Consider the following 13,535-nt stretch of genomic DNA (forward strand, 5'->3'; position numbering starts at 1 on the left):
ACACCCCTCATGGCCCCTCATGGCCCCGGACGCGCGATAGCGTCCGGGGCCATGACGGCACTCAGGTTCAGCGGACCGGTCCTGCCCGACGGCGACACGCGCGACGTCTACGTCGTGGACGGGCGGATCACCTTCGAGCGCCAACCCGGGGCCGAGACCGCCGCCCGCGGCTGGATCGTCCCCGGCCTCGTCGACGCCCACAACCACCTCGGCCTCGAGGACACCGGCGCGGTCAGCGACGAGGAGACCGAGCGCCAGGCGCTCGCCGACCGTGCGGTGGGCGCGCTGCTGCTGCGCGACTGCGGCTCGCCGGCCGACACCCGCTGGGTGCACGAGCGCGAGGACCTGCCGCGCCTGGTGCGTGCCGGGCGCCACATCGCCCGCACCCGCCGCTACCTGCGCGACTACGGCCACGAGGTCGAGCCCGCGGACCTCGTCGCCTGCACCGTCCGCGAGGCGCAGGCAGGCGACGGGTGGGTCAAGCTGGTCGGCGACTGGATCGACCGCGAGGCGGGCGACCTCACCCCGTCGTTCCCCGCGGAGTCCTTCGCCGCGGCGATCTCGGCCGCCCACGAGCACGGCGCCAAGGTCACCGCCCACTGCTTCGGGCGCGACGTGCTCCCCGCGCTGCTCGATGCCGGCATCGACTGCATCGAGCACGGCACCGGGCTCTCCCTCGAGCACGTGGAGCAGATGGCTGCGCGGGGCGTGGCGCTGGTCCCGACGGTCATGCAGACCGCGAAGTTCCCGGCCTTCGCGCGCGACGGGCGCGCCAAGTTCCCGGCGTACGCCACGACGATGGAGGATCTCTACGCCCGCCGCCGCGAGGTGCTGATGAGCGCCCACGAGGCCGGCGTCGCGATGTACGTCGGCAGCGACGGCGGCGGCCCGGCGCGCCACGGGCACCTGCCCGGCGAGGTGCTGGCGATGGTCGAGATGGGCCTGCCCGCCGACTACGTGCTGGGCGCGGCCTCGTGGCGCGCCCGGGAGTGGCTGGGCTGGAACAGCGGCCTCGAGGAGGGCGCACCCGCCGACTTCGTCGTGTACGACGCGGACCCGCTGGCCGACCTGTCGGTGCTCTACCGCCCCGCGTGCGTGGTGCTGCGGGGCCGAGTGGTGGAGACCGCCTGACCCGGGCACATCCCGCGCACGGCCGGATTTCGGTGGTGCGGAGGTGTCTGGCATCATGTTCTGTTGAGTCCTGTGCGCCCGGGACCCTCTCACCCCGGGCGATGCAGTGCCATCGGCGGCCAAGGCCCGGTCCCCACCTGGAGACGAGGCCGTCACCCATTCACGATTCCAAGGAGACACCACAAACGTGGCCGTCAAGATCCGTCTGAAGCGCCTCGGCAAGATCCGGGTTCCGCAGTACCGCATCGTCGTCGTCGACTCGCGCAAGAAGCGCGACGGTCGTGTGATCGAGGAGATCGGCAAGTACCACCCCAAGGAGGAGCCGTCGTTCATCGACGTCACCTCGGAGCGGGCGCAGTACTGGCTGGGCGTCGGCGCGCAGCCGACCGAGGCCGTCGAGGCCATCCTCAAGATCACCGGCGACTGGCAGAAGCACAAGGGCCTGCCGGGCACCGAGGGCACCCTGCGCGTGGCCGAGCCCAAGCGCGACAAGCTCGAGGTCTTCAACGAGGCCCTCAAGGAGGCGCACGGCGCCGCGGCGGCCGAGGCCGTCACCAAGAAGGCCAAGAAGGACGAGTCCAAGAAGGACGAGTCCAAGAAGGACGAGCCCAAGGCTGAGGCGAAGACCGAGGACGCTCCGGCTGCCGACGTCAAGGCCGGTCAGAGCCCTGAGGACGCCACCGTCGAGGCGGAGACCGCCGAGACCAAGGGCGAGGCCTGAGCGCCATGCTCGCCGACGCTCTCGAGCACCTCGTGCGCGGGGTCGTCGAGCACCCCGATGACGTCTCCGTCCGTGACAAGGAACTGCGTCGCGGATCGATCCTCGAGGTCCGGGTCCACCCCGACGACCTCGGCAAGGTGATCGGCCGAGGCGGGCGCACCGCCTCGGCGTTCCGGACCGTCATCTCGGCGCTCGCCGGCAAGGGTGGCGCCCGGATCGACTTCGTCGACGTCGACCGCCGCCGCTGAGCGGAGGCCGACGGAGCACCGACACGGGTGCCGCGCCGCGAGGCGCGGCACCCGTGCTGCATTTCTGGCCGACACCCGGCCACCCCCTGTGACGACGTCTGGAAGAAGGAACGCGTTGGAGACCATCGAGGTCGTGGTTGGCCGCATCGGCAAGCCGCACGGCATCCGCGGTGAGGTCACCGTCGATGTCCGCACCGACGAGCCGGAGCGCCGCTTCGCACCCGGCACCGTGCTGCGCGCGACGCCCCCGCGGGGCTCGGAGTCGCGCCTGCGTGAGCTGCGGGTCGAGCGGTTCCGCTGGCACCAGCAGGTGCTGCTGGTGACCTTCGCCGAGCTCGGCGACCGCAATGGGGCCGAGGCGGCCCGGGGCAGCGTGCTGCACGCCGACATCCCGGTCGACGCCACCCCCGAGGACCCCGACGAGTTCTACGACCACCAGCTGGTCGGGCTCGCGGTCTCCGACCTCGACGGCACCCACCTCGGCGAGGTGACCGGGCTGACCCACGGCGCCCAGGACCTGCTGATGGTCCGCACCCCCGACGGCCGCGACACCCTGGTGCCGTTCGTCAAGGCCCTGGTGCCCGAGGTCGACCTGGCCGCCCGCCGGGTCGTCGTCGCGGACCGCCCGGGCCTGGTGACGCCTCTGCCCGACGACGAGCCGTCGGACGAGGCCGGCCAGCACAGCAACCGCGACGGGCGGGGCTGAGCCGCCGTGCGGCTGGACTACCTGACGATCTTCCCCGACTACCTCGCCCCGCTGCAGCTCTCGCTGCCGGGCAAGGCGGTCGCCTCCGGGCTGCTCGAGATCCACGTGCACGACCTGCGCACCTGGGCCCACGACCGGCACCGCACCGTCGACGACACGCCGTACGGCGGCGGCGCGGGCATGGTGATGAAGCCCGAGCCGTGGGGCGAGGCGTTCGACGAGCTCGGCCTCGACGGCGCGACCCTGGTGGTCCCGACGCCGTCGGGTGAGCCGTTCAGCCAGGCCACGGCGCGCGAGCTGGCCACCCGGGAGCGGCTGGTGTTCGCCTGCGGTCGCTACGAGGGCATCGACCAGCGGGTGCTCGACCACGCCCGCACCCGGACCGAGGTCCGCGAGATCTCGATCGGCGACTACGTGCTCAACGGCGGCGAGGTGGCCGCGCTGGCGATCACCGAGGCGGTCGTGCGCCTGCTGCCCGGGTTCATGGGCAACGCCGCCTCGCTGCTGGAGGAGTCCCACGAGGACGGGCTGCTGGAGTACCCCGTCTACACCAAGCCGGCCGCCTGGCGCGGGCACGAGGTGCCGCCGGTGCTGCTCTCGGGCGACCACGGCCGGATCGCGACCTGGCGCCACGAGCAGGCGCTGCGGCGTACCGCCGAACGGCGCCCGGACCTGCTGCACGCCAGCGCGGCGGCGGGGGAGTGGGAGATCGTCCCCGCCGGGCCCGGGGACGCCGCCGAGATCCTGGTCCTGCAGCGCGCCTGCTGGGTGCAGGAGGCGCTGGTCAACGACTCCCTGGCGATCCCGCCGCTGCACGAGTCGCTGGACGACGTGCGCGCGGACCTCACGACCTGGGACACCTACGTGGTGCGCTCCGGCGGGCGCCTCGTCGGTGGCGTCCGCGGCCGGCTGAACGGCACCGAGTGGGACATCGGGCGGCTGATGGTCGTCCCCGACCTGCAGGGTCGCGGCCTGGGCCGGATGCTGCTGGAGCACGCGCAGGCCGTCGCCCACCCCGATGCCACGAGCTACGTGCTGTTCACCGGCGTGCACAGCGCGCAGAACCAGCGGATGTATCGCAAGGCCGGCTTCCGGGTGCGCGACGACGTCGAGGCCCCCGCCGGCGCGGTCGTGATGACCAAGCCGGTGCGCCGGCGGATTTCGAGGCGCTGAGCGCGGTGTGGCAGACTGGCTCGTCGGCCAGTCGGTCGAAGGGCGGCTCCGAGACACACACGGAGGGCCCGCGCGGGGATCCTGCCACAGGGGGACCGGCGCCACCGACCACCGCACCGCCCGCCGGTGCAGCTGAGCCGCGACCCGACCAGCACCACCGAACCGCGTCTGACCTGTGGCACACGCGAGGAGAGACAATGACCAACATCCTTGCCGAGCTCGGCAACGCCGCGAAGCGCGACGACGTCCCGGCCTTCCGCGCCGGCGACACCGTCAAGGTCCACGTGAAGGTCATCGAGGGCAGCCGCTCGCGTGTCCAGATCTTCCAGGGCGTCGTCATCCGGATCCACGGCTCGGGCATCGGCCGCACCTTCACCGTCCGCAAGGTCTCCTTCGGCGTCGGCGTCGAGCGCACCTTCCCGCTGCACTCCCCGATCTTCGAGCAGATCGAGATCGTGACCCGCGGTGACGTGCGTCGCGCCAAGCTCTACTACCTGCGCAACCTGCGCGGCAAGGCCGCCAAGATCAAGGAGCGCCGCGAGTTCTGATCCCGTCGGGACCGGCTCTCAGGGCCGGTTCCTAGGATCGACGCGTGACCACCGAGGACCGCGAGACCCCCGCCGACGATGTTGGCCCCGGGGACTCGCGGTCCTCGTCGTCTCGGCGGCACCGGTTGCGCTGGTGGCACGAGCTGCTCGTCGTGGCGGTGGTCGCGCTGGTCGCCGCCGTGCTGGTCAAGACCTTCCTGATCCAGCCGTTCTACATCCCCTCGGAGTCGATGGAGCCCGGGCTGGTCGAGGACGACCGGATCCTGGTGGAGAAGTCGTCGTACTGGTTCGGCTCGCCGCAGCGCGGGGACGTGGTCGTGTTCGCCGACCCGGGCGGGTGGCTGGAGGACACCGGCGGCGACGTCGGCACGCTGAGCAGCGCGCTGTCCCGCCTCGGGCTGCAGCCGACCGGCGGGCACCTGGTCAAGCGGGTCATCGGCACGGCGGGGGACACGATCGTGTGCTGCGACGAGGAGGGCCACCTCGAGGTGAACGGCGAGATCGTCATCGAGCCCTACGCCCGGCCCGACGCCGACGGCTGCTACGGGCCGATGCTGGTGGGCTCGGGCTGCGCGTGGAGCGCGGGGCCGGTGCCCGACGGGCAGGTCTTCGTGATGGGCGACAACCGGGCCCACTCGGCCGACTCCTCCTACCGGCTGTGCCTGCCCGCGGCCGTGGGCTGCGAGCCCGACCCGTACGTCGACGTGGACCTGGTGGTCGGCAAGCTGGCCGCGGTGGTGTGGCCGCTGGGCCGCCTCGACCTGGGTGGCGGCACCGACGTGTTCCTCGAGGTGCCCGCGCCATGAGCGTGCTGCCACGCGGGGTGACCGTGCGGCGCGACGCCGGGATGTACGGCTACGAGCGCGCGCTGGTCCGCCACGGTCTTGACCCGGTGGCCGGCGTCGACGAGGCCGGCCGCGGGGCCTGCGCCGGCCCGCTCGTCGCCGGGGCGGTCGTGCTGAGGCCCGGACGCAGCGGCATCGTGCCGGGGCTCGCGGACTCCAAGCTGCTCACCGAGCGGGCCCGGGAACGCTGCTACGAGGAGGTCGTGGCCCGGGCGCTGTCGTGGTCGGTGGTCGTGGTCTCCCACGAGGAGTGCGACCGGCTCGGCATGCACGTCGCCAACGTCGAGGCGCTGCGTCGCGCGGTCGCGCTGCTCGATGTCCGCCCGGCGTACGTGCTCAGCGACGGGTTCCCCGTCGACGGGCTGGGGGTGCCCAACCTCGCGATCTGGAAGGGCGACCGAGTGGCGGCCTGCGTCGCAGCCGCGTCGATCATCGCCAAGGTGACCCGCGACCGGCTGATGACCGGACTGGACGCGGAGTACCCGGCGTACGACTTCAAGACCCACAAGGGTTACATCACCCGCACCCACACCGCCGCGCTGCGCGAGCACGGCCCGTGCCCGGTCCACCGGATGCGGTTCGTCAACGTCCGGCGGGCCGCGGGCCTCGAGGTCGACGGAGCGGGGCACAATGGCGAGATCCTGTCGGTCGCGGCAGGGGAGAGCCTGGAGGAGACGCGATGAGCACCGAGGACCTCGAGCGCTACGAGGCCGAGATGGAGCTCACCCTCTATCGCGAGTACCGCGACGTCGTCGGCATCTTCAAGTACGTCGTGGAGACCGACCGCCGCTTCTACCTGTGCAACCAGGTCGACGTGAAGGCGCGCACCGAGGCCGGCGAGGTCTTCTTCGAGGTCTCGATGACCGATGCCTGGGTCTGGGACATGTACCGCCCCGCCCGCTTCGCCAAGAACGTCAAGGTGCTGACCTTCAAGGACGTCAACGTCGAGGAGCTCAACGCAGCCGACATCGACCCGCCCAAGCCGTAGCCCGCGCCGGGCCACCGGGCGTCCACAGGCGAGCTGGTCCCGCGGCCTGTCCACAGGCACCGCAGGGTCGCCCCGGGACGGGGGCCGGGCGCACGGAGGCTGACCGCAGGAGGTCAGCCCATGACGACGACAGCAGCCCGCAACCTTGCCCTCGGGCAGTACGGCGAGACCCTGGCGGTGCGCCACCTCACCCAGCGGGGCATGGTCCTGCTCGACCGCAACTGGCGCTGCGACGCCGGCGAGATCGACCTGGTGCTCCGCGACGGCCCGGTGCTGGTGGTGTGCGAGGTCAAGACCCGCTCCAGCACCGAGCGCGGCACACCCCACGAGGCGGTCGACGAGGTCAAGCTCGCCCGGCTGCAGCGGCTGGGCGAGCGCTGGCGCCAGGCGCGCGGCATCGGGCCGGTGGACATCCGGGTCGACCTGGTCGCGGTGCTGCGCCCGCGCAAGGGCGCCTCGGTGGTCGAGCACGTCGCCGGGATCGGCTGAGGCCGTTCGCCACCGCGCGCGCACGGTGTCGCAGCGCGGCGCGATGGTCTGGGCGAACGGTCGGGGGCGCCGTAGATTCGGGCCGTCGGGGCGAGAGCCCAGTGGCTGGCGCTGAGGGAGGTGCACGGCAATGGCGCACGAGCGAGACAGGTGGAGCATCGGGCGGCATCTCGACCCGTGGTTCGACGCCCGGTTCGAGTCGACCTGGTCGCGTCGTCTGGCAAAGGTTGTCGCCGTCGTGGTCGTCGTGGGCCTGGGCTCCTACCTGCTCGGTGTCGGGCTCGGCCGGGCAGCGAGCTGAGGCAGGTTCGCAGCACATCACCGCACGGACGTGAAGAGACCCTCGAGATCGCGGCACCTGCCGGACGAACGCCCGGTCGGCCATGATGTCCAGCCCTGCCTCCTCCGCGGACGTCTGCAGCCGCCTCAGGGCGTCGTCCAAGGAGGCGATCCCGGGCGGCTGCCTGAGCAGCCACAGCCGACCGGCGGGCGTGGGGGCAGACCGCACTCGGCGAGGAGCTCGTTGGCGTCCGACTCCATCTCGAAGTAGTCCGCAGCGGACCACGGCACCGTTCGAGCCGGGTCCAGAGCGGTGCCTCGGGCGCTGGTTCGAAGCGGGTGTGCCCCGAAGGTGGAGGGGGTCCGTCTCCACGCCCCAGTCGACCGATGTCATGCCCCGGAGGCTGGCACCTGACTGCCCGCGATGTCCCGGGCCGCGGTGGGGCCGCTGACCGTCCACAGACGCCCGGCCCTGGCGGTGGGTCCACAGGGGCGGCCGCTGGCCTGCGGCACGGGGGCCGGGCGCACGGAGGCTGACCGCAGGAGGTCACCACATGACGACGACAACAAACCGCAACCCTGCCCTCGGGCAGTATGGCGAGACCCTGGCGGTGCGCCCGCGCACGGGCGCCTCGGTGGTCGAGCACGTCGCCGGGATCGGCTGATGCCGTTCGCCACCGCGCGCACGGTGTCGCTGCGCGGCGCCCTCGGACACGTGATCGACGTGCAGAGCGACGTCTCGCCCGGCCAGGTGGGCACCACGATGGTGGGCCGCCCCGACGTCTCGCTCAACGAGTCCCGTGATCGGGTGCGGATGGCGATCATCAACTCCTCGCTGCCCTGGCCGGCCACGAAGCGGATCACGATCCTGCTCTCGCCCGCCGACCTCCACAAGTCCGGCACCCACTTCGACCTCGCGATCGCGGTGTCGCTGCTGGCCGCCGCCGGGTGCGTTCCGCCGCGGGCGCTGGAGGAGGCGCTTTTCATCGGCGAGCTCTCGCTGGACGGGGCGCTGCGCCCGGTGCAGGGGGTGCTGCCGATGGTGCTCGCTGGCTCGGCGCGCGGGCTGCGCCGGGTGTTCGTCCCCGAGCCCCAGGCCCAGGAGGCGGCGATGGTGCCCGGCACCTCCGTGCTCGGCATGCGCTCGCTGGCTCAGGTGGTGGCCGAGCTGCGCGGCGAGGAGGTGCCCGAGGCGCCGCCGGTGGTCACGTCCTCGGGCTCGCGGCTGCTCTCCTGGCGCGGGGAGACCCGCATGGAGGAGGTCGACATGGCCGACCTGATGGGCCTGGAGGACACCCGCTACGCCCTCGAGGTGGCCGCCGCCGGCGGACATCACCTGATGCTGTCCGGGCCCAAGGGCGCGGGCAAGACCAGCATCGCGGAGCGGCTGCCCTCGGTGCTGCCCGACCTCGAGCCCGACGAGTCCCTCGAGCTGACCGCGCTGCACTCCCTGGCCGGCACCCTCGACCCCGACCAGGGGATGCTGGTGCGCCCGCCGTTCTCGGCTCCGCACCACGACGCCAGCAAGACCAGCATCGTGGGCGGCGGCTCGGGACAGGTGCGCCCCGGCGCGGTCAGCCTGGCCCACGGGGGCGTGCTGTTCCTCGATGAGTTCCCGCTCTTTCGCAGCGACGTGATCGAGGCGCTGCGCCAGCCCCTGGAGAGCGGCGACATCGTGATCGCCCGCACCGAGGAGCAGGTGCGCCTCCCGGCGCGCGGCATCGTGGTGCTGGCCTGCAATCCGTGCCCCTGCGGGGAGTACACCGTCAGCGCGCGCACCAACCGCTGCCAGTGCCCGGAGGTGCGCCGCCGCGACTACCGGGCCAAGGTGACCGGCCCGGTCGCCGACCGCGTCGACATCGTGCGCCACGTGCCGGCGTTCAGCCCCCACGACGACCACCGGTTCGCGGTGCGGGAGTCCTCGGCGGTGATCCGGCGCCGGGTGCACGCCGCGCGGCGCCGCCAGGCCGAGCGGTACGCCGGACTCGCGTGGCGTCTCAACGCCCACGTCCCCGGCGCGGTGCTGCGCGAGGAGTGGCCCCTGGACGCGGCCGGCCAACGGCTGCTCGACGACCGCATCTACGCGGGGCGCCTCACCGCGCGCGGCGCGGTCCGCGTGCACCGTCTGGCGCTGAGCGTGATGGACCTCGCCGCGGTGCGCAACGGCGCGGTGCGCCCCGGCCCGGGCCCCGGCGCCGAGGACGTCGCCGCCGCGCTGCAGCTGCGCCTGGGCGAGCCGCTCGCGCTCGAGGTGATCGAGGTGCGCGCCGGATGAGCGCGCCGGAGGAGGAGCGCCTGGCCCGGGCCGCGCTGTCGCGCCTGACCGAGCCGGGGGAGCCGCGGCTGACCAGCCTGGTGGCCCAGCTCGGGCCGGTGGTGCTGCGCGACCGGCTGCTGGAGGGCCGGGGCAGCGACGGGCTCCAGGACGACGTCGCGACCCGGCTGGCGGCGTGCGACCCGGTCGCGGAGCTGGAGCGCGCCGACCGCCTGGGCCTGCGGTTCGTGATCCCCGGCGACGAGGAGTGGCCCACCCAGCTCGACGACCTCGCCGCGGTCGAGCCGCTGCACCGGCGCGGCGGCGTACCCGTGGGCCTGTGGGTCCGCGGCCCGCTGCGCCTCGACACGTTGCGCCACCCGGTCGCGGTCGTCGGGTCCCGGTCGGCGACCACCTACGGCACCGCGGTTGCCGCGGAGATCTCCGCGATCGTCGGCCGGGAGGGCTACGCGGTCGTCTCGGGTGCGGCGTACGGCATCGACCACGCCGCCCACCGGGGAGCGGTGGCCGCCGACGGCCCGAGCGTCGCGGTGCTGGCGTGCGGGGCCGACCGGGTCTACCCGGTCGCGCACCGGGCGATGCTGGAGTTCCTCGCTGCCGAGGGCGCGGTCGTCTCCGAGGCGCCGCCGGGGTGCTCCCCGACCCGGATCCGGTTCCTCAGCCGCAACCGGCTCATCGCCGCCCTGGCCGAGGGGACGGTGGTGGTCGAGGCGGCGGTGCGCAGCGGCGCCCTCAACACCGCGACCTGGACCTCACGGCTCAACCGACACCTGATGGGCGTGCCCGGCCCGGTCACCAGCGCGTCCTCCCAGGGCGTGCACGAGCTGGTGCGCAGCGGCGCCGCCACGCTGGTGACCTCCGGCGCGGACGTCCTGGAGGCGCTCGGCGCGGTGGGGGAGCACCTGGTCGAGACCCCACGGGCCCGCGAGCGGTCCCGCGACCGGCTCACCCGGCGCCAGCAGCAGGTGCTCGACGCGGTGCCGGTGTTCCAGGGCGCCCCGGTCGACTCGGTGGCGCGCGCCGCGGGGATCGCCCTGCTGGAGGTGCAGACGGCGCTGGCCGGCCTGGAGCGCACCGGCTACGTCGAGCGTGACGAGGACGGCTGGCGGCTCGCCGCCCTCGCTCACGACTGAGACGGGACGGCGTTCCTAGACTCGGCCCATGACCGACGACGACGCCGGGACGCCGGCGCCCGCCGCCGAGGACGATGCCCTGCCCGAGCCGATGGCGCGGGTGCTGGGCGACTACGAGCGCCACCTCGTCTCCGAGCGCGACCTGACCCCGCACACCGTGCGCGCCTACCTCGGCGACGTCGCCGGACTGCTGGAGCACGCCTCGCGCCTGGGCCACACCGACGTCGCCGAGCTCGACCTGCGCACCCTGCGCAGCTGGCTGGCCAAGCAGCAGACCCTCGGGCGCTCGCGCACCACCATCGGACGCCGGGCCACGGCCGCCCGGGTCTTCACCGCCTGGCTGGCGCGCACCGGGCGACTGCCCACCGACGTCGGCTCGAGCCTGGGCTCGCCGAAGGCCCACCGCACCCTGCCAGCGGTGCTGCGCGCCGACGAGGCCAGCGACCTGATCGCCGCGGCCACCGACCTCGCCGACGACGGCCCGGTCGGCCTGCGCGACGTGGCGATGCTGGAGCTGCTCTACGCCACGGGCATCCGGGTCGGGGAGCTCGTCGGCCTCGACGTCGACGACCTCGACGACGACCGGCAGCTGGTGCGGGTGCTGGGCAAGGGGCGCAAGGAGCGCTCCGTGCCGTTCGGGCGCCCGGCCGCCCGAGCCCTGCGGTTCTGGCTGCGCCAGGGGCGTCCGATGCTCGCCCAGGACCACTCCGGGGCGGCGCTGTTCCTCGGCGTGCGCGGTGGGCGCATCGACCAGCGCGCGGTCCGCACGCTGGTGCACCGCCGCATCAGCGCGGTGCCGGGCGCACCCGACATCGGTCCTCACGGGCTGCGCCACAGCGCGGCGACACACCTGATCGAGGGCGGCGCCGATCTGCGCTCGGTGCAGGAGCTGCTCGGCCACGCCTCCCTGGCGACCACCCAGCTCTACACCCACGTGAGCAGCGAACGGCTGCGTCGCGCCTACCAGCAGGCGCACCCGCGCGCCTGAGCCGCCACGGCCCGGGCCGCGAGCGGACGCCATGCGGGCTCGGGCCCGGGCAGGAGCAGCGGCATCGCACCCGACGGGGGCCGCGCCACGCGGGACACCCCGGGCGGCGCCGCCAGCGGGAGCAGCCGCACCGGGCCGCCGCCGACGAGCCGCAGCGGGTCGAGGTAGGTCTCCGCGCCCTCGATCCATCCCCAGTGCAGGCACGCCCGCGGGGCGCAGTGCGAGCCCGCGGTCTCCAGGCTCCCCAGCGCGCCGCCGGCCGGCACGGCGGCGCCGACCTCCAGTCCCGCCGTCACCGGCTCGTACGTCGTGCGGGTCGCGCCGTGGTCCACCACGACCACGCCGCGACCGGCCAGGCGGCCGGCGAACGTCACGGTGCCGGGCAGCGCTGCCCGCACCCGCGCCCCGGGGACCCCCAGCAGGTCCACCCCGCGGTGCCCCGGCCCCCACGGCTGCTCCGGTGGGTCGAAGCGCGCGACGACCTCGGGCACGGGGGCCAGGGGCCACACCCCGACCGGGTCCTCGGCGCCCGCGGCGGGACCCCCTCCGAGCAGCGGCACGCACCCGAGGGCGAGCCCGACGACGGCCGCCCGCAGACGGGAGGAGACCCTGGGGGAGAGACGCGAGACCACCATGTCGGCAAGGCTCGGTCCCGCCGGCGCCGGGCGGGCGCTGCAGCGCCCATGCGGGGGACGACGGGGCGCGAACGGCGGGCTGTGGGCGGCCGGTGGCTCGATTGGTCGGGTGCCCCGGTCCTCCCGTAGGCTGGGCGTCGCAATCTGTGTGACTTCGCGCGGATTGACTTCGCACGTCGGCTGACCACGACGGGCCCTGCTCCAGGGTTCGAGCACCCGTGGGCGGCGGTCCTCGGTCCCGGGCAACCGGGTCGGACCCCGCGCCGGCGTCAGGGCGAACGGCACCCGCCGGATCGCACGAACTGAAAACGACCGGACTTACCGCCGGTGGGCCCTCCTGCGCGAACAGGTGAAGGGCGCACACGTCGGCGGTGGGCCCACACAGGAGAGAGAATCACCATGGCAGTCGTGACCATGCGCCAGCTCCTCGAGAGCGGCGTCCACTTCGGACACCAGACCCGTCGCTGGAACCCGAAGATGAAGCGCTTCATCATGACCGAGCGCAACGGCATCTACATCATCGACCTGCAGCAGTCGCTGGCCTACATCGACCGCAGCTACGCCTTCATCAAGGAGACCGTGGCCAAGGGCGGGACGATCATGTTCGTCGGCACCAAGAAGCAGGCCCAGGAGGCGATCGCCGAGCAGGCGACCCGCGTCGGCATGCCCTACGTCAACCAGCGCTGGCTGGGCGGCATGCTCACCAACTTCCAGACCGTGCACCAGCGGATCAACCGCCTCAAGGAGCTTGACGACGTCGACTTCGACAACGTCGCCGGCTCGGGCCGCACGAAGAAGGAGCTCCTGCAGATGAAGCGGGAGCGCGACAAGCTCGACAAGACCCTGGGCGGCATCCGCGAGATGGGCCGCGTCCCGTCCGCCGTCTGGATCGTCGACACCAAGAAGGAGCACCTCGCCGTCGAGGAGGCTCGCAAGCTCCGGATCCCGATCATCGGCATCCTGGACACCAACTGCGACCCCGACGAGGTCGACTTCCCGATCCCGGGCAACGACGACGCGATCCGCGCCGTCGGCCTGCTGACCCGCGTCGTCGCCGACGCCGTCGCCGAGGGCCTCATCGCCCGCTCCGGTGGCAAGGCCGAGGGCGAGACCGCCACGCCGGCCGAGCCGCTCGCCGAGTGGGAGCGCGAGCTCCTGACCGGTGACGCCGAGAAGGCCGCCGAGACCGCCACCGACGCCACCGACGCTGCCGCGTCCGAGGCCACCGGTGCCGCCTCCGAGGGTGCGGAGGCCGCCGAGGTCGCCGAGACCGCTGCCCCCGCCACCGAGGGTGCCGAGGCGACCGAGGTCGCCGACGAGGCGAAGGCCTGATCAAGCCGTACGACGCAGCGACCGCGGGCCGATGGCCCGCGGTC

General features: G+C 73.6%; 16 protein-coding genes. 15 read left to right on the forward strand and 1 reads right to left on the reverse strand.

Translation table 11 applies throughout. The features are described 5' to 3' along the window. Positions 1 to 51: 51 nt before the first annotated feature. The 14 genes from GFH29_RS06825 to GFH29_RS06890 all read left to right on the forward strand — a co-directional run bounded on the left by GFH29_RS06825 (position 52) and on the right by GFH29_RS06890 (position 11,524). Complete coding sequence (locus tag GFH29_RS06825; RefSeq protein ID WP_153322633.1) at positions 52 to 1,131, forward strand: amidohydrolase family protein; 1,080 nt, start codon at positions 52 to 54, stop codon at positions 1,129 to 1,131. A gap of 187 nt (positions 1,132 to 1,318) precedes the next feature. Beyond that, positions 1,319 to 1,852, forward strand: coding sequence for a 30S ribosomal protein S16 (gene rpsP / locus GFH29_RS06830; RefSeq protein ID WP_153322634.1), 534 nt, complete (start codon positions 1,319 to 1,321; stop codon positions 1,850 to 1,852). Positions 1,853 to 1,857: 5 nt separating this feature from the next. Beyond that, on the forward strand, positions 1,858 to 2,100 hold the full coding sequence (locus GFH29_RS06835; RefSeq protein ID WP_153322635.1) for an RNA-binding protein: 243 nt from the start codon (positions 1,858 to 1,860) through the stop codon (positions 2,098 to 2,100). Between the two features lie 115 nt (positions 2,101 to 2,215). After that, positions 2,216 to 2,806 (forward strand): ribosome maturation factor RimM, encoded by a 591-nt coding sequence (rimM, locus tag GFH29_RS06840; protein ID WP_153337741.1) that lies wholly within the window; start codon positions 2,216 to 2,218, stop codon positions 2,804 to 2,806. A 6-nt stretch (positions 2,807 to 2,812) separates the two neighbouring features. Beyond that, positions 2,813 to 3,979, forward strand: a complete 1,167-nt coding sequence (gene trmD, locus GFH29_RS06845; protein ID WP_153322636.1) for a tRNA (guanosine(37)-N1)-methyltransferase TrmD — start codon at positions 2,813 to 2,815, stop codon at positions 3,977 to 3,979. Positions 3,980 to 4,176: 197 nt separating this feature from the next. After that, entirely contained in the window at positions 4,177 to 4,527 is a 351-nt protein-coding gene (rplS, locus tag GFH29_RS06850) for a 50S ribosomal protein L19 (protein ID WP_153322637.1), read from the forward strand. Between the two features lie 44 nt (positions 4,528 to 4,571). Next, positions 4,572 to 5,333 (forward strand): signal peptidase I, encoded by a 762-nt coding sequence (gene lepB / locus GFH29_RS06855; RefSeq protein ID WP_228387814.1) that lies wholly within the window; start codon positions 4,572 to 4,574, stop codon positions 5,331 to 5,333. Further along, on the forward strand, positions 5,330 to 6,055 hold the full coding sequence (locus tag GFH29_RS06860; RefSeq protein WP_153322638.1) for a ribonuclease HII: 726 nt from the start codon (positions 5,330 to 5,332) through the stop codon (positions 6,053 to 6,055). The genes lepB and GFH29_RS06860 overlap by 4 nt, the downstream gene beginning before the upstream one ends. Beyond that, on the forward strand, positions 6,052 to 6,360 hold the full coding sequence (locus GFH29_RS06865) for a DUF2469 domain-containing protein (protein WP_153322639.1): 309 nt from the start codon (positions 6,052 to 6,054) through the stop codon (positions 6,358 to 6,360). Before GFH29_RS06860 ends, GFH29_RS06865 begins: the two co-directional genes overlap by 4 nt. A gap of 120 nt (positions 6,361 to 6,480) precedes the next feature. After that, positions 6,481 to 6,849: a YraN family protein gene (locus GFH29_RS06870; protein ID WP_153322640.1), complete on the forward strand. Its 369-nt coding sequence runs from the start codon at positions 6,481 to 6,483 to the stop codon at positions 6,847 to 6,849. 130 nt (positions 6,850 to 6,979) lie between these two features. Continuing rightward, positions 6,980 to 7,150: a hypothetical protein gene (locus GFH29_RS06875; RefSeq protein ID WP_153322641.1), complete on the forward strand. Its 171-nt coding sequence runs from the start codon at positions 6,980 to 6,982 to the stop codon at positions 7,148 to 7,150. Positions 7,151 to 7,792: 642 nt separating this feature from the next. Continuing rightward, a complete protein-coding gene (locus GFH29_RS06880; RefSeq protein WP_153322642.1) occupies positions 7,793 to 9,403 on the forward strand; it encodes a YifB family Mg chelatase-like AAA ATPase in 1,611 nt (536 codons plus the stop codon). After that, positions 9,400 to 10,536, forward strand: a complete 1,137-nt coding sequence (dprA, locus tag GFH29_RS06885; protein WP_153322643.1) for a DNA-processing protein DprA — start codon at positions 9,400 to 9,402, stop codon at positions 10,534 to 10,536. The genes GFH29_RS06880 and dprA overlap by 4 nt, the downstream gene beginning before the upstream one ends. A gap of 28 nt (positions 10,537 to 10,564) precedes the next feature. Then, positions 10,565 to 11,524, forward strand: coding sequence for a tyrosine recombinase XerC (locus GFH29_RS06890; RefSeq protein ID WP_153322644.1), 960 nt, complete (start codon positions 10,565 to 10,567; stop codon positions 11,522 to 11,524). On the opposite strand, the gene GFH29_RS06895 is transcribed toward GFH29_RS06890, so the two are convergent. Further along, complete coding sequence (locus GFH29_RS06895) at positions 11,497 to 12,159, reverse strand: M23 family metallopeptidase (RefSeq protein ID WP_153322645.1); 663 nt, start codon at positions 12,157 to 12,159, stop codon at positions 11,497 to 11,499. The genes GFH29_RS06890 and GFH29_RS06895 overlap by 28 nt on opposite strands. Positions 12,160 to 12,558: 399 nt before the next feature. Here GFH29_RS06895 and rpsB point away from each other — a divergent pair, with 399 nt between their 5' ends. Continuing rightward, positions 12,559 to 13,491: a 30S ribosomal protein S2 gene (rpsB, locus tag GFH29_RS06900; RefSeq protein ID WP_153322646.1), complete on the forward strand. Its 933-nt coding sequence runs from the start codon at positions 12,559 to 12,561 to the stop codon at positions 13,489 to 13,491. The last annotated feature ends 44 nt before the right edge of the window (positions 13,492 to 13,535 follow it).

The organism is Nocardioides sp. dk884, assembly GCF_009557055.1.
Taxonomy (GTDB): Bacteria; Actinomycetota; Actinomycetes; order Propionibacteriales; family Nocardioidaceae; genus Nocardioides.